Raw genomic sequence first — 15,735 nt, 5'->3', positions numbered from 1 at the left:
AGAAGAGAACGCGAGAGAGACCATGACACGTCCAAAACTGCTCTTCGTTGCCGCCGCTATCGCGCTGGCACACACAGTAGCGCAGGCGACCCCTGCCGCTGCTGGCCCCGCCCTCGATCCGTTGAACCCGTTTGCAAAAGTCAGCACGCTGCCGTTCCATTATCCCGCCTTCGACAAGATCAAGGACGAGCACTTCAAGCCCGCCTTCGAGGCCGGGATGCGCGAACAGCTGCGCGAAGTCGAGGCGATCGCCAACAACAAGGCTGCGCCGACCTTCGACAACACGATCGTCGCGATGGAGCGTTCGGGCCAGCTGCTGTATCGCGTGTCCACCACATTCTCGAACCTGCAGGGCGCGAACACCAACGACACGCTCGATGCGATCGACAGCGAAATGCAGCCCAGGCTGGCCGCGCACCAGGACACGATCTACCTGAACGACAAGCTGTACCAGCGCGTCAAGTCACTGTACGACAAACGCGACAAGCTCAAGCTGGACGCCGAGTCCAAACACCTGCTCGAGCGCTACCACCGCGACTTCGTGCGCGCCGGCGCCAGGTTATCAAGCGCCGACAAGGAAAAGCTCAAGGCCTACAACAGCGAGATCGCCGGCCTGATGTCGAAATTCGCGCAAAACACGCTCAAGGAAGCGAACGCCTCGGCACTGGTGGTCGATACCCGCGCCGAACTGGCCGGCTTGTCCGACGCGCAGATCGACGCCGCAGCCCTTGAGGCCAAAAAGCGCGGCCAGGACGGCAAGTTCGTGCTCACGATCGCCAACACCACCGGCCAGCCCGCGCTGGCCCAGCTGGCCAACCGCACCACCCGTGAACGCCTGATGGCAGCATCGCTGGCGCGCGGCAGCCGCGGCGGCGAATTCGACAACCGCGAAGTGGCGACGCGCATTGCCAAGCTGCGCGCCGAAAAGGCGACGCTGCTCGGCTACCCGAATTTCGCGGCCTACTGGTTGGAAGAATCCACGGCCAAGACGCCTGAAACCGTCAACAAGCTGCTGGCCGAACTGGCCGGGCCGGCGGTGAACAACGCCAGGAAGGAAGCCGCCGAGATTCAGAAGGTGATCGATGCCGAGAACGGCGGCTTTAAGGTCGCATCCTACGACTGGGCCTATTACACCGACAAGGTGCGCGCCGCCAAGTACAGTTTCGACGCGAGCCAGCTCAAGCCGTATTTTGAGCTGAACAACGTGATGCTCAATGGCGTGTTCTACGCCGCGAACAAGGAATACGGCATCAGCTTCAAGGAGCGTCACGACCTGCCGGTCTATAACCCGGACGTGCGCGTATTTGACGTGTTCGATGCGAACGGCAAGCAGCTCGCGATCTTTTTGATGGACCTGTACGCGCGCCCGAACAAGCAGGGCGGGGCGTGGATGAACGAATACGTGTCGCAGTCGGCCTTGTTGGGCAACCACCCGGTCGTCGCCAACCACCTGAACATTCCCAAGCCGCCGGCGGGCGAGCCGACCCTGCTCACGTGGGACGAAGTGCGCACGGCCTTCCACGAATTCGGCCACGCGCTGCACGGCATGTTCTCGAACGTGAAGTACCCGACCTTCGGCTCCGGCAACCTGCCGCGCGATTTTGTCGAGTATCCGTCGCAGGTCAACGAGATGTGGGCGAGCTGGCCGGAGGTGCTGGCCAACTACGCCAAGCACTACCAGACCGGCGCGCCGATGCCGAGGGAGCTGCTGGACAAGGTGCTGGCCACGAAGAAGTTCAACATGGGCTACATGACCACCGAGAACCTGGCCTCATTTCTGCTGGACCAGCGCTGGCACCAGCTCACGCCGAGCCAGATCCCGACCGACGTGCTGGCGTTTGAGGCAAAGGCGCTGCACGACGCCGGCCTGGACTTTGCGCCGGTGCCGCCACGCTACCGCACGACCTATTTCTTGCACGCGTTCCCGGCCGGATACTCGGCCGGCTGCTACGGCTACCTATGGAGCGAAAAACTGGACGCCGACACGGTCGAGTGGTTCAAGCAGAACGGCGGCCTGTCGCGCAAGAACGGCGACCACTTCCGCCAGACCCTGCTTTCGCGCGGCAGCTCCGCCGACGCGATGGACCTGTTCCGCAATTTCCGTGGCCGCGATGCAGACATCAAGCCGTTGCTGGAGCGCCGCGGTTTGACGGCCGAGTGATCACCTAACCCTGATCGACCGACAGCATGGGCATTGCCTGCTGCGTGACCAGTAGGGTGGGCGGCAGAGCCGCCCACCCTACATGATGCGCAGTGGCGCCTGCACCTTCACCCATAATAATCACTACGGAATCAAGAGATGAATCGTCCCCAACTTCTGTTAATCGCCGCCAGCGTCGCCCTGGCCAACCTCGCTTACGCTGCTCCCGCCTCGCTGCTGCCGGTATCGAACCCGTTTGCCAAAGTCAGTACGCTGCCGTTCCATTATCCCGCCTTCGACAAAATCAAGGACGAGCACTTCAAGCCCGCCTTCGAAGCCGGGATGCGCGAACACTTGCGTGAAGTCGAGGCGATCGCCAACAACAAGGCCGCGCCGACCTTCGACAACACGATCGTCGCGATGGAGCGTTCGGGCCAGCTGCTCAATCGCGTGTCCACCACGTTCTCGAACCTGCAGGGCGCGAACACCAACGACACGCTCGATGCGATCGACAGCGAAATGCAGCCCAAGCTGGCCGCGCACAACGACACGATCTACCTGAACGACAAGCTGTACCAGCGCGTCAAGTCACTGCACGACAAGCGCGACAAGCTCAAGCTGGACGCCGAGTCCAAACACCTGCTCGAGCGCTATCACCGCGACTTCGTGCGTGCGGGCGCCAAGTTATCAAGCGCCGACAAGGAAAAACTCAAGGCCTACAACAGCGAGATTGCCGGCCTGATGTCGAAATTCTCGCAGAACACGCTCAAGGAAGCGAACGCCTCCGCACTGGTGGTCGACACCCGCGCCGAGCTGGCCGGCTTGTCCGATACGCAGATCGACGCCGCAGCCCTTGAGGCCAAAAAGCGCGGCAAGGACGGCAAGTTCGTGCTCACGATCGCCAACACCACCGGCCAGGCCGCGCTGGGCGAGCTGACCAACCGCACCACCCGTGAGCGCCTGATGGCCGCGTCAACGGCGCGCGGCAGCCGCGGCGGCGAATTCGACAACCGCGAAGTGGCGACGCGCATTGCCAAGCTGCGCGCCGAAAAGGCGACGCTGCTCGGCTACCCGAATTTCGCGGCCTACTGGTTGGAAGAGGAAACCGCCAAGACGCCGGAAGCCGTCAACAAGCTGCTGGCCGAACTGGCTGGGCCGGCGGTGAACAACGCCAGGAAGGAAGCCGGCGAGATCCAGAAGGTGATCGATGCCGAGAACGGCGGCTTCCAGGTCGCGGCCCACGACTGGGACTATTACACCGGCAAGGTGCGCGCCGCCAAGTACAGCTTCGACGAGAGCCAGCTCAAGCCGTATTTTGAGCTGAACAACGTGATGCTCAATGGCGTGTTCTACGCCGCGAACAAGGAATACGGCATCAGCTTCAAGGAGCGTCACGACCTGCCGGTCTATAACCCGGACGTGCGCGTGTTCGACGTGTTCGACGCGAACGGCAAGCAGCTCGCGATCTTTTTGATGGACATGTACGCGCGTCCGAACAAGCAGGGCGGCGCGTGGATGAACGAATACGTGACGCAGTCGGCCTTGTTGGGCAACCACCCGGTCGTCGCCAACCACCTGAACATTCCCAAGCCGCCGGCTGGCGAGCCGACCCTGCTCACCTGGGACGAAGTGCGCACGGCCTTCCACGAATTCGGCCACGCGCTGCACGGCATGTTCTCGAATGTGAAGTACCCGACCTTCGGTGGCGCCAACACACCGCGCGACTTTGTCGAGTATCCGTCGCAGGTCAACGAGATGTGGGCGAGCTGGCCGGAGGTGCTGGCCAGCTACGCCAAGCACTACAAGACCGGCGCGCCGATGCCGCGGGAACTGCTGGACAAGGTGCTGGCCACGAAGAAGTTCAACATGGGCTTCGCGACCACCGAGTACCTGGCCGCATCGCTGCTGGACCAGCGCTGGCACCAGCTCACGCCGAGCCAGATCCCGACCGACGTGCTGGCGTTTGAGGCAAAGGCGCTGCACGACGCGGGCGTGGATTTTGCGCCCGTGCCTCCGCGCTACCGGACCACCTACTTCTCGCACGCGTTCCTGGGCGGGTATTCGGCTGGCTACTATGGCTACCTGTGGGCCGAAAAGCTGGATGCCGACACGGTCGAGTGGTTCAAGCAGAACGGCGGCCTCTCGCGCAAGAACGGCGACCACTTCCGCCAGACCCTGCTTTCGCGCGGCGGTTCAGCCGACGCGATGGACCTGTTCCGCAATTTCCGTGGCCGCGATGCGGAGATCAAGCCGCTGCTGGAGCGCCGCGGTTTGACGGCCGAGTGATCAGCTAACTCTGATCGAACGTCCGCGTGCGCACTGGTGCGCACCTGTGCGCACGCGGTTCACAATCAAAAATACCAACGAAATCAAGAGATGAATCGTCCCCAACTGCTGTTAATCGCCGCCAGCGTCGCCATGGCCAACCTCGCTTACGCCGCTCCCGCCTCGCTGCTGCCGGCATCGAACCCGTTCGCCAAGGAGAGCACCCTGCCGTTCGGCTATCCGGCCTTTGACAAGATCAAGAACGAAGACTACGCGCCCGCATTCGAGGAAGGCATGCGCCAGCACGCCTTTGAAATCGAGGCCATCGCCAACAACAAGGCCGCGCCGACCTTCGAGAACACCATCGTCGCGATGGAGCGCGCCGGCCGGCTGCTGAACCGCGTCCAGACCGTGTTCGGCAACCTGAACGGCACCAATACCAACGACACCATGCAGGCCCTGGACAAGGACCTGGCGCCCAAGATGGCCGCGCACAGCGACGCGATCCGCCTGAACGCCAAGCTGTACCAGCGCGTCACGACGCTGTACGACAAGCGCGACAAGCTGCACCTGGACGCCGAATCGAAGTACCTGCTCGAGCGCTACCACACCGACTTCGTGCGCGCCGGCGCCAAGCTCTCGAACGCTGACAAGGAAAAGCTGAAGGACTACAACGGCAAGATCGCCGCGCTGCAGACCCAGTTCAGCCAGAACGTGCTCAAGGAAGCCAACGCCTCGGCGCTGGTGGTCGACACCCGCGACGAACTGGCCGGCATGTCGGACAAGGCGATCGACGCCGCCGCGGTCGAAGCGAAGAAGCGCGGCCTGGAAGGCAAGTTCGTGATCCCGGTCGTGAACACCACCCAGCAGGCGCCGCTGTCGGTGCTGACCAACCGCGCCACCCGCGAAAAGCTGCTGGCGCTGTCGCTCGCGCGCGGCAGCCATGGCGGCGACTTCGACAACCGCAACGTCGTGCTGCAGCTGGCCAAGCTGCGTGCCGAGCGTGCGAAGCTGCTGGGCTACCCGAGCCACGCGGCCTACATGCTGGAAGACCAGACCGCGAAGACCACCGGTGCGGTCAACAAGCTGCTGGCCGAATTCGCCAAGCCGGCTGTGAACAACGCCAAGAAGGAAGCGGCCGAGATCCAGAACATGATCGACGCGGAGCAGGGCGGCTTCCAGGTCAGCGCACACGACTGGAACTACTACAGCGACAAGGTGCGCCAGGCGAAGTATGCGTTCGACCAGAACCAGCTGCGCCCCTACTTCGAGTACAACAACGTGCTGTTGAACGGTGTGTTCTTCGCCGCGCAGAAGGAATACGGCCTGACCTTCAAGGAGCGCCACGACCTGCCGGTCTACGATCCGAGCGTGCGCGTGTTCGACGTGTTCAACGAGGACGGCACCCAGCTGGCGATCTTCCTGCACGACCCGTATGCGCGCTCGAACAAGCGCGGCGGCGCCTGGATGAACGCCTACGTCAACCAGAACAAGCTGCTCGGTACCAAGCCGGTGATCGCGAACCACCTGAACATTCCCAAGCCGGCCGCCGGCGAGCCGACCCTGCTCACGTATGACGAAGTGCGCACGATGTTCCACGAGTTCGGCCACGCGCTGCACGGCATGTTCTCGAACGTGAAGTACCCGCGCTTCGGCGGCACCCGCGTGCCGCGCGATTACGTGGAGTTCCCGTCGCAGGTCAACGAGATGTGGATGGCATGGCCGGAAGTGCTGGCCAACTACGCCAAGCACTACCAGACCGGCGCGCCGATGCCCAAGGAACTGCTGGACAAGGTCCAGGCTTCGCAGAAGTTCAACGAAGGCTACCGCACGACCGAGTACCTGGCGGCGTCGATCCTGGACCAGAGCTGGCACCAGCTGGGCGCGGACCAGATCCCGACAGACGTGCTGGCCTTTGAAGCGGACACGCTGCGCAAGGCCGGTGTCGACCTGCCGATGGTGCCGCCGCGCTACCGCACGACCTACTTCTCGCACGTGTTCTCGGGCGGGTATTCGTCCGGCTACTACGGCTACCTGTGGGCCGAGAAGCTGGATGCGGACGCGGTCGAGTGGTTCAAGGAGAATGGCGGCCTGCTGCGCAAGAACGGCGACCGCTTCCGCCAGATGCTGCTGTCCAAGGGCGGCACGATGGACGCGATGGACATGTACCGCGCGTTCCGCGGGCGCGATGCGAAGATCGAGCCGCTGCTGGAGCGCCGCGGCCTGACGGGCGAGTGATCTTCTTTGCTTGAAACGAGGTAGCGACTGCTACCTCGCGCCGCGCAGGCGAAAACCCATGCCAAGGCCGCGATTTCCGCGGCCTTGGCATTTCTGTGTGCGCGCCTCAGCGCGCCTATCAAAACCTATGCTTGCCTTGATTGCAATATTCCTCCTACACTGAGCCTGGACTAACGTCCGCTGTCAGCCCAATACCGGTCATTGCACGGGGAAAGAACACCATATGAACTGGAGACTCTTATTTCAGGCAGTGATTGTTGGAACGGCCAGGAATGTTCTGTTTTGCTCGCTACTTCTGGCAGTGGGATACGCAACTCTGTCGTTGTTTGAGTGGCGCAATGCGGTCGATTGGACCAACGTCGCTGGCATGTTGTACGCCGTAGGCGCACTGTCGGGTGCTTGGGAAATGTGGAATTGCCGTGGCCGCCAACGCATGCGGTTCTTGACACTATCTACTCTACAAGCGGCAACTTTCGGTGCTGGGAATGCGGTTGCATGGACGCTCATTGCCGGGTTCTGTGGACATTGGGAATGGGGCAATATCGGAAGCGCGTCCTTTGGGATGGGGGCACTTGCATTTTTTCTTACCTGTTTTCCGTTGCAAAGAACCAATTAGTCTTGCATCGTCAATGTCCGGTTCGGGCCGAAAGCGCTTTCAGCAGAGGAGCCGCAATCGGTCACAAATTGGCGTTTACGACACATGTGAATCGAGACGAGTCATGGATGAATTGATTTACATCTCTACGTATGTCATCAACTTCTGCCTTTGTGCGATTGCATTTGCGGTCACCCGATCCACTATCGCAGCCGGCGGTGACCTCAAGGTCAGTATGAATCGCTTCGCGGCAGTAGCTGTCGCTGTCGGTCTGATCTCCGGAATTCCCCTCTTGTTCATCATCCTTTGGTTATTCGAAAGCGCAGGCCTTCATGTGAACGTAGGCCACGGTGAAGGCCTGGTTGCGACACCACTGTTTAATTTCGTGATGGGTTTGCTGTTAGCGGGGCTTGGAAGGATTCTGCTCGGCTGGCAGACAATCAGATGGTAGTTGCTTAAATGCAGAGCACGTCAGCTTCCGGTGGGCTCCGGGTGGCGCAAAATAATCATTAAACGTTCGCTTTGGGCTATTGCGTCTGGTAGTGAAGGCGCGAGATGCCCCATTCGACGAAAGAGTGTTCAATGAAATCTTGTATCCTCGGCCTGGCAATGCTCGTGCCCTTGTCCGGATTCGCGGCCGCCAAGAGCGAAGCCGTCGCCTTGCGCACCTATTTGCGCGATACCTATCCCTCGCTTGCCTATGTCGAGCGATACCGCGCTACCTATCCCGAAGAGGTGCAGGGCACAAATGCTCTTTGGTCGGACGCGCGCCTGCCACCTGCTTCCACAGCGGGCGATCTCGTATCCGCGCTGGCCGGCCTCGCGGATTATCATGTTTCCCTCAAGGGACGTGGCGCAGGAAAATCCGAGACCTTGGGCGTGCTGTTTCGTACGTCGAGCGATAATCAGATGGTCGTCTGGCGCGTGTTCGATACGATCGGTACTGCGGTCAAACCGGGTGACGTCGTGTTGTCCATCAATGACGTGCCGACTGCGACGTGGCTTGATCGCGTTCAAGCGAGCACCTTTGGCGGCAATCGTCGGTCAAGAGTGGCTCAGGGCGCATTCAATTTAGGCATGAACACGCGGGCGGTTCATCAGCTTCAGGGACTTGGCGATTCGGTGTCGCTGATGGTGCAAACCGGAGAAAATGCGCCCCGCAAAGTCACGCTCCACTACCAGCCCATGTCGGAGGAGCGCGCTGCAGCAGTGGTCGAGGCAGCGGGTCAACGCGACTTGCCGCGCATCTTTTCCGCGGCCGGGACACGCATTGGAACGATGCGCCTGGGCGTATTTGCTCCGCAATATGATGCCGCATTCAATGCGGCAAACGATCGTGCGGAAAAGGTGCCGGGCACCACCGAAGATCAGGCGATGGTTGCAGGCTTTTGCGCCGTCGTGCGCAACTTCATTGCCGAATTCGATGCGGTCGCAGATCAGGCCGATGTGATGGTGGTCGACCTGCGCGGCAACATGGGTGGCTTCCGCCGCGAAGCCAGCCTGCTAGTGGCAGCGATGACATCGTCGTTGCCTGCGACATATGATGCGTTCTCCTCCGGCAAGCCGGGGGTGCTGAAGCTGGTTGCGCAGCCGGATGATCCCCCCTGCGGACATGTCAAGAGCCATAAGCCCATCATCGCGATGACCGATGCCGGTACGCGATCATCGGGAGAATTTACGGCGGCGTGGATGTGGGCGGGAGGTGCGGCCATCGTTGGCGAACGCACGATTGGTGCGGGTGGCGGCCTTGAAGCCGGATCGAAAGGGTTTGCGTTGCCGAATTCAGATTTTAACGTTAGCGCGAGTGAAAGTTTCGCATTCTTCGATCCGCGCGGCGAACTAAAAGCTGGAGAAGCAAGCGAAACGGTGTTGATCGACAAGGTGGCAGCTGATCGCTTCGCGCCCAGCCGCGCGCGTCCGTTTGCGATTCAGGCGGTTGGCATGCGCCCGGATGTGGAGTGCAAAAGCACGCTTGCCGACTTGCGCGACGGCGGACAGGCACAGATCGTGCGCGCGATCAGCGTTCTTCGCGCGCGCGGGATGTTGAAGTAGGCAGAACCGGGGCCTGACCAGCGAGTAATCTTCCTTGTTTGAAACGAGGTAGCGACCTCTACCTCGCCCCGCGCAGGCGAAAACCCATGCTGAGGCCGCGATTTACGCGGCCTTAGCATTTCTGCGCGTGGGCCTGAGTGCTCCTATCAAAACCCATGCTTGCCTTGATTGCAATATTTCACCTACACTTAGCCTTGACTAACGCCACGGTTGTTCAGCAACACTCACACACATGGGAGATGCGATGCCGAAGCGAACAAGGTATTTGGATTGGCTGCTGTTCTGTCTGTGCTGTCAATTGGGCTGCTGCACATGGGCCCAATCAGCAGTCACGGAGTCTGTGCCGGCAGCCGTGCACACGCAGGAAGCTCTGCGCGCGGCACTCGCGTCAGGCAAGCCGACGCCACTGGACGCGCTGACGCCATACGGCAAGCGCGAGGCCATCCGGCGAATGGTATGGCGCGAGAACAAAATGGTCAGCTTCAGTTACGTGCCCTTGACCCGTGAGCTCGATCACGAGCAACTTGCAGCAGTGCTGCGCTTCCTCGATCTCGACTACTATCTGCCCATGCTGGACAATAGGCTGGTCGGCCCGCCACTGCGCCTGCCGGCGCCATCCGAACAGGTGGAGCAAGATTTGCACCTGCTCCGGCAATTTGAGGATGAGGACCACGCACGGCGCGCCGAAGCCACGGCGCCGGCGACCGAGATAGGCGCGCCAGCTGTCCTGCGGCGCTACCAGGAACTGTTCGGCGCGCGCTTGAACCCTGCAACGCTGACCGCCCAGCCCCTGGGCGATCTCTTGCCCCTGTTCGACGCCGCGGCCCTGGCCGCCAACGACAACCCGGCGTCGCCAGCCCTCGACGACATGCTGTGGGTGCACCGTGAATTGACCGCACGCGGTATCGATACCCGCCGCACGCTCGATTACGGCGTGCTATACGCCATGCTGGCCGCGCGCCGTTTCGAGCAGGCGCGCGCCTTTGCCGCAACCCGGCCGCACCTCGCGGATCTGCCGATCCCTCAGGTCGTGGATCCGCTCGGCTCAGGCTTCAAGGGCCGCAGCGCGTTCGCGTACGACGCGCAGAGCAATACCCTGACGCGACAGGCGTTGCCGTCTCCGTCCGGCACGGAACTCGTGATGGTCGTAGGCGCCGGCTGCCACAATTCCGATAACGCCCTGCAAGCCATACACGACGACGCCGCGCTCCAGGCCCGTTTGCGAGGCGCAAATCTCTTGCTTGTCTCCGCGCCGAACGCGCCCATCGAGACGCATCTGATCACCGAGTGGAATGCGGCCAATCCGGCGATGCCGATACGCGCGCCGTTCAGCGTGCAGGAATGGCAGGCCATCGAAGTGACCGGCATACCGTCCTTCTATCTGCTCAGGAACGGCAAGGTGGTCGACCAGCGCAAGGGCTGGCCGGACGAAGGCAAAGCGGAGCTCGTCAAGTTGATCGACGCGGCCGCCCAATAAGAGGGACTAACCCATTCGAGTTGCTGGCAAAGGATTCACATGCGTAAAACCTGCTTTTTCATACCGTTTTTGGTCGTCACGATGATCGCTTCCGCTGGGGAACGTCCGGTCGGGCCAGGTGAATCGAAAAACTGTGACGTCGGGCCAACGGAGAAAATGTTTGGAAAGACGAAATGGCTTCTCTACGGCTGTAACGATGCGCAGACAGCAGTAATTGTTGCTGCTGAGGGAAATCCAGCAGCGCCGTTCTACTTCCTCGTATTCCGCGAAGTTGACAGCTACAGGATTTATGGAGAGGGAGCCGGAGACAAAAAGGCGTCTGGCGCTGCAATGAAAGAATTGAAGGCGTTAAACGGCAAAGCGCTTGCCAATCTCGTCATTGAGGCCAACCGCTCTAGACATTAGCGTTTGGACTAACGTACAAAGTGGACGTTCAAGGCAGACGTGAATAATCGCGCGATGCCAAGGTCCGCAATGGGTTGCCGACGGAGACGTGCATTGCTCTGCGCTCTCGTCTGAGCCTTGGCGGTGGTCGCGGCCGCTGTCAGGACGCGTGCGGCCGGTTTTTGCCATCCTTCGTTATACTTTCTTCGTCGACAGCGAGGGTAAGAAAGCCATGGCAAACGAAAACGTTTCAATCGTGAAAGCCCACCTGAAAGCCTTGCACCGCGGCCTGGAGGAAACCGAGCACGTGGATGATGAGCTGGAGATTTTGCTGCGCCAGCTCGACGGGGATATCAAGCACGCCCTGGAACGGCAGGAAGAGCAAAATCAGGACGCCAACACCTATGGCCTGGCGTCGCGCACGCAGGAGCTCGCGGCACGTTTTGCGCTCAAGCACCCGCACCTGCAACTGACTCTGGTGGAGCTGGGAAATATCCTCAACACCATGGGTATCTGAGCCACAAGTCATTGATAGTTAAGTTGTTTTTGGTCCGGCGGGCGGATTGGCAACAGGTTTTCCGGTAAAATACCGGCCAATGAGCTCCCCGACCAATCTTTTCGCGAACGTCCCCAAGCGTTCCAGCCGCGCCCCTGCCGCCCCCTTCCTCCCTATGTCCCGCGCCGAAATGGACAAGCTGGGCTGGGATTCGTGCGACGTCATCCTCGTCACCGGCGACGCCTACATCGACCACCCGAGCTTCGGAATGGCGCTGATCGGCCGCCTGCTGGAAGCGCAGGGTTATCGCGTGGGCATCATCAGCCAGCCGGACTGGCACTCCGCCGAGCCGTTCCGCGCGCTCGGCAAGCCGAACCTCTATTTCGGCATTACAGCCGGCAACATGGACTCGATGGTGAACCGCTACACGGCGGACAAGAAGATCCGTTCGGAGGATGCCTATACCGCGAACGGCGAGCCCGACAAGCGCCCCGACCGCGCGCTGACCGTGTACGCACAGCGCGCGCGTGAAGCGTATCCGGACGTGCCGGTCGTGATCGGCTCGATCGAGGCTTCGCTGCGCCGCATCGCCCACTTCGACTACTGGTCGGACAAAGTGCGCCGTTCGGTGCTGCCCGATTCGAAGGCCGACATTCTCCTGTTCGGCAATGCCGAGCGCGCGCTGGTCGCGCTCACCCATCGGCTGGCGGCGGGCGAAAACATCAAGGACATCCGCGACCTGCGCGGCACCGCCTTCATGACGCCGCTCGGCTGGCTGCCGGACGAGGACTGGACCGTGCAGGCGTCGGCCGGGGTGGACGTGCCGGGCCGCGTCGACCCGATCCCGAATCCGTACCAGGAGATTCCGCAGGACCGTTCGTGCGCAACCGGCACCGATGCGCCCGAGGTCAAGCCGATCAAGATCATGAGCCGCGAGGAGCGCCTGGCGGCGGCCAAGGAAAAGAGCCGCAAGACCGTGTGCCGCCTGCCGGCCTACGACGTGGTCAAGGACGATCCGGTGATGTACGCGCACGCCTCGCGCGTGCTGCACCTGGAATCGAACCCGGGCAACGCGCGCGCGCTGGTGCAGGCGCACGGCGAGCGCGACGTGTGGATCAACCCGCCGCCGCTGCCGCTGGCGATGGACGAGATGGACAACGTGTACGACCTGCCGTACGCGCGCGCCCCGCACCCGAGCTACGGCAACGCCCGCATCCCGGCGTGGGAGATGATCCGCTTTTCGATCAACATCATGCGCGGCTGCTTCGGCGGCTGTACGTTCTGCTCGATCACCGAGCACGAAGGGCGCATCATCCAGAGCCGCTCGGAGCCATCGATCCTGCGCGAGATCGAGCACATTCGCGACAAGACCAAGGGTTTCACCGGCACGATTTCCGACCTGGGCGGACCGACCGCGAACATGTACCGGCTGGCGTGCAAGGACAAGAAGATCGAGGAGAGCTGCCGTCGCCTGTCGTGCGTGTTCCCGACCATCTGCTCCAACCTGGGCACCGACCATAGCAAGCTCATTTCGCTGTACCGCAAGGCGCGCGCCATTCCCGGCGTGAAGAAGATCCTGATCTCGTCCGGCCTGCGCTACGACCTGGCGGTGCGCTCGCCGGAATACGTGAAGGAGCTGGTCACGCACCACGTGGGTGGACTGCTCAAGATCGCGCCCGAGCACACCGAGGAAGGCACGCTGTCGAAGATGATGAAGCCGGGGATCGGCGCCTACGACGCGTTCAAGGAGCTGTTCGACAAGTACTCGAAGGAGGCGGGCAAGAAGCAGTACCTGATCCCGTACTTCATCGCGGCGCACCCGGGCTGCACGGACGAGGACATGCTGAACCTCGCACTGTGGCTGAAGAAGAACAACTTCCAGCTCGACCAGGTGCAGACCTTCACGCCTACGCCGATGGCGATGGCCACCACGATGTACCACACCCGCAAGAACCCGCTGCACAAGGTGTCGGAGGATTCGGAGGTGGTCGAGACCGCGAAGAACGGCAAGGTCCGCAAGCTGCACAAGGCGTTCTTGCGCTACTACGATCCGGAGAACTGGCCGATCCTGCGCGATGCCTTGAAGCGCATGGGGCGCACGGACCTGATCGGCAACGGCGAGCGGCACCTGGTGCCGCCGCCGCGTGGAGCTGAAGAAGCCCAGCCGAAGGTGGAAGGGCGCAGGCGCGTGCCGCAGCCGGTGAAGGGCCGCGGCGATCGCGCGGTGGTCACCACGGAGCGCGCGCCGGCAAGCACGCCGTTCATGGCGCCGCCGTCGAAGGTCAAGCCGTCGATTCTGTCGACAATCAAATCGAAACCGCGCGCCGGGCGAAAATAGTTACGGCCTACAGGAGGCGTAGGGTGCGCACCTGTGCGCACGCGGTTCGCGAACGTAGCGTAGTGGTGCGGCAGCCGCAAGTCAGCATGCGATGACCGCGTGCGCACAGGTGCGCACCCTACGATGTTCCACCGACCTATCTACACCGCCAGATCCCTGCTGGCCTGCTTGGCCCGCAGCGCCCGCGCATGGCGGTACCGCGCCCTGAGCCGCGGATTGGTCACCAGCCGCCCCAGCGTTTCGCCCACCACCATCACCACTCCCAGCAGCGGCAGCGCCAGCATCAGCCCCGGCACGCCCGCGATCTCGCCGCCGACGAAGATCATCAGCACCGCCACCAGCGGATGGATGCGCAGGCTCCGCCCGAGCGTGAGCGGCATGAACACGAAGTCGTCGAGCAGGCGCGCCAGTACGAACACGCCGATCGCGCCATAAGCCATCATCGGATTGTTCGGCGCGTCGGTCGAGGCCACGATCACCACCATCGTGCAGCCGACCACCGAGCCGACGAACGGCACCCAGGCCAGCACCGCCGAGATCAGCGCGAGCGTCAGCGGGGCCGAAACGCCGATCGACCACAGGCCGAGCCCAAGCACGATGGTGTCGAGCACGGTCAGTTTGATCAGACCTTCGAAGTAGCGGCTCGCAATCTGGTCGACCTGGTGCAGCAGGAACAGCGAACGCTCGAAATATGAATTGGGCACGCCGCGCGCGACGAATTTCTTGAAGCGCCAGCCGTCGCGCAGGAAGAAGAAGGCCAGGAACGGCGCCAGCAGCAGCGACGGCAGCCAGCCCGCCACCGTGACCAGGATCGTGCCCAGGTGCTGCTGCGCGAAGTTGTTGGTGAGCGCCTTGAAGCGGCGGTTCACGGTCGAGGTCAGGTGCATCTCGGCCAGGATCGGGAACTTCGCTTCGAGCAGGGTCATGGTGTTGTGCACGAAGGCGACGCCGCCGTCCAGGTACAGCATGATGGTCTTGCGCCATGGGCTGTCGGCGCTGCCTGTGCTCCATGAGAAGGCAACGGCGAGCGCGAGCAGCGAGAAGAACAGCGCACACACCGACATGGCCGAGACGGTGCGGCCAAAGCCGGCGCGCACCAGGCGCTGCATGGGCCCGAGCAGCAGGTAGTAGAGGACGATGCCGAAGATGAAGGGCAGCACCAGCCACAGCGCGCGCTCGAGCAGCACCAGCAGCAGGCAAGTGGTGGCGATGATGCCGGCCCAGACCACGGGGCCGGCGCGTTCGTCGGTGTTCACAGCGCCTCGATCTGCGGCCGGCTGCCGCTCATCCAGTCGCGCAGGCGCTGGCCGATGTGGCGCGCCAGCGCCAGTGCGATCTTGTAGCCGATGACGGCATCGGTTTCCATCAGGGCCAGGAAGTCGGCGCGGAAGAACACCGCCAGTTCGCACGCTTCGATCGCGCGCGCCTGGGCGCTGCGCGGCGAATTGTCGAGTAACGCGAGGTCGCCGAAAAAACTGCCCGGTTCCAGTTCCGCCACCACCTGCGGCCGCCGCTCGTGGGTGTGGCTGATGCGCACGCGCCCGGACATGACCACGTACAGCGCCTGGCCTTCCTCGCCTTCGTCGAACACGATCTCCTCGGGCAGGTAGCGCCGTTCGTGCATCAGGCCGTCGACGATCTTCAGTTCGAGCGGCGTCAGCGAGCCGAACAACGCCGTGTTCTTGAGGCGGTGCAGGCGCGGCGAGAGCGGCGGCGGTTTAAGGAAACCAAAAATCACGATGTCTCCGGC

Annotated in this window: 12 protein-coding genes; 10 read left to right on the top strand and 2 right to left on the bottom strand. The window is 62.3% G+C overall.

What is annotated here, in order from left to right; translation table 11 throughout:
• Positions 1 to 22: 22 nt before the first annotated feature.
• From E4O92_RS21655 to E4O92_RS21610, 10 genes are all read left to right on the top strand, one after another.
• Positions 23 to 2,161: a M3 family metallopeptidase gene (locus tag E4O92_RS21655; protein WP_135191742.1), complete on the top strand. Its 2,139-nt coding sequence runs from the start codon at positions 23 to 25 to the stop codon at positions 2,159 to 2,161.
• A gap of 138 nt (positions 2,162 to 2,299) precedes the next feature.
• Entirely contained in the window at positions 2,300 to 4,426 is a 2,127-nt protein-coding gene (locus E4O92_RS21650; RefSeq protein ID WP_135191741.1) for a M3 family metallopeptidase, read from the top strand.
• A 90-nt stretch (positions 4,427 to 4,516) separates the two neighbouring features.
• The gene (locus tag E4O92_RS21645) at positions 4,517 to 6,643 is read left to right on the top strand and encodes a M3 family metallopeptidase (protein WP_135191740.1); all 2,127 of its coding nucleotides are present in this window, start codon (positions 4,517 to 4,519) and stop codon (positions 6,641 to 6,643) included.
• 223 nt (positions 6,644 to 6,866) lie between these two features.
• On the top strand, positions 6,867 to 7,259 hold the full coding sequence (locus tag E4O92_RS21640; RefSeq protein ID WP_135191739.1) for a hypothetical protein: 393 nt from the start codon (positions 6,867 to 6,869) through the stop codon (positions 7,257 to 7,259).
• Between the two features lie 103 nt (positions 7,260 to 7,362).
• Positions 7,363 to 7,689 (top strand): hypothetical protein, encoded by a 327-nt coding sequence (locus E4O92_RS21635; protein WP_135191738.1) that lies wholly within the window; start codon positions 7,363 to 7,365, stop codon positions 7,687 to 7,689.
• Positions 7,690 to 7,820: 131 nt separating this feature from the next.
• Complete coding sequence (locus tag E4O92_RS21630) at positions 7,821 to 9,290, top strand: S41 family peptidase (RefSeq protein WP_167759860.1); 1,470 nt, start codon at positions 7,821 to 7,823, stop codon at positions 9,288 to 9,290.
• Between the two features lie 340 nt (positions 9,291 to 9,630).
• The gene (locus E4O92_RS21625; protein ID WP_167759859.1) at positions 9,631 to 10,767 is read left to right on the top strand and encodes a YbbN family protein; all 1,137 of its coding nucleotides are present in this window, start codon (positions 9,631 to 9,633) and stop codon (positions 10,765 to 10,767) included.
• Between the two features lie 39 nt (positions 10,768 to 10,806).
• Positions 10,807 to 11,172, top strand: coding sequence for a hypothetical protein (locus E4O92_RS21620; RefSeq protein ID WP_135191735.1), 366 nt, complete (start codon positions 10,807 to 10,809; stop codon positions 11,170 to 11,172).
• A 211-nt stretch (positions 11,173 to 11,383) separates the two neighbouring features.
• Positions 11,384 to 11,668 (top strand): DUF4404 family protein, encoded by a 285-nt coding sequence (locus tag E4O92_RS21615; protein WP_135191734.1) that lies wholly within the window; start codon positions 11,384 to 11,386, stop codon positions 11,666 to 11,668.
• A 79-nt stretch (positions 11,669 to 11,747) separates the two neighbouring features.
• A complete protein-coding gene (locus E4O92_RS21610; protein ID WP_135191733.1) occupies positions 11,748 to 13,985 on the top strand; it encodes a YgiQ family radical SAM protein in 2,238 nt (745 codons plus the stop codon).
• A 140-nt stretch (positions 13,986 to 14,125) separates the two neighbouring features.
• Here E4O92_RS21610 and E4O92_RS21605 read toward each other — a convergent pair whose 3' ends face one another.
• Positions 14,126 to 15,241 (bottom strand): AI-2E family transporter, encoded by a 1,116-nt coding sequence (locus E4O92_RS21605; RefSeq protein WP_135191732.1) that lies wholly within the window; start codon positions 15,239 to 15,241, stop codon positions 14,126 to 14,128.
• A complete protein-coding gene (locus tag E4O92_RS21600) occupies positions 15,238 to 15,723 on the bottom strand; it encodes a cyclic nucleotide-binding domain-containing protein (RefSeq protein ID WP_135191731.1) in 486 nt (161 codons plus the stop codon). Before E4O92_RS21600 ends, E4O92_RS21605 begins: the two co-directional genes overlap by 4 nt.
• Positions 15,724 to 15,735 lie beyond the last annotated feature (12 nt).

Source organism: Massilia horti (assembly GCF_004614195.1).
Lineage (GTDB): Bacteria > Pseudomonadota > Gammaproteobacteria > Burkholderiales > Burkholderiaceae_D > Telluria > Telluria horti.
The sequence above is the reverse complement of the archived record's forward strand: the minus strand, read 5'-3'. Positions and strand labels throughout refer to the sequence as shown.

Excerpts from the sequence above, each read along its gene's own strand:
- E4O92_RS21655 (WP_135191742.1), top strand. The coding sequence starts at position 23 with ATGACACGTCCAAAACTGCTCTTCGTTGCCGCCGCTATCGCGCTGGCA.
- E4O92_RS21650 (WP_135191741.1), top strand. The coding sequence starts at position 2,300 with ATGAATCGTCCCCAACTTCTGTTAATCGCCGCCAGCGTCGCCCTGGCC.
- E4O92_RS21645 (WP_135191740.1), top strand. The coding sequence starts at position 4,517 with ATGAATCGTCCCCAACTGCTGTTAATCGCCGCCAGCGTCGCCATGGCC.
- E4O92_RS21640 (WP_135191739.1), top strand. The coding sequence starts at position 6,867 with ATGAACTGGAGACTCTTATTTCAGGCAGTGATTGTTGGAACGGCCAGG.
- E4O92_RS21635 (WP_135191738.1), top strand. The coding sequence starts at position 7,363 with ATGGATGAATTGATTTACATCTCTACGTATGTCATCAACTTCTGCCTT.
- E4O92_RS21630 (WP_167759860.1), top strand. The coding sequence starts at position 7,821 with ATGAAATCTTGTATCCTCGGCCTGGCAATGCTCGTGCCCTTGTCCGGA.
- E4O92_RS21620 (WP_135191735.1), top strand. The coding sequence starts at position 10,807 with ATGCGTAAAACCTGCTTTTTCATACCGTTTTTGGTCGTCACGATGATC.
- E4O92_RS21615 (WP_135191734.1), top strand. The coding sequence starts at position 11,384 with ATGGCAAACGAAAACGTTTCAATCGTGAAAGCCCACCTGAAAGCCTTG.
- E4O92_RS21610 (WP_135191733.1), top strand. The coding sequence starts at position 11,748 with ATGAGCTCCCCGACCAATCTTTTCGCGAACGTCCCCAAGCGTTCCAGC.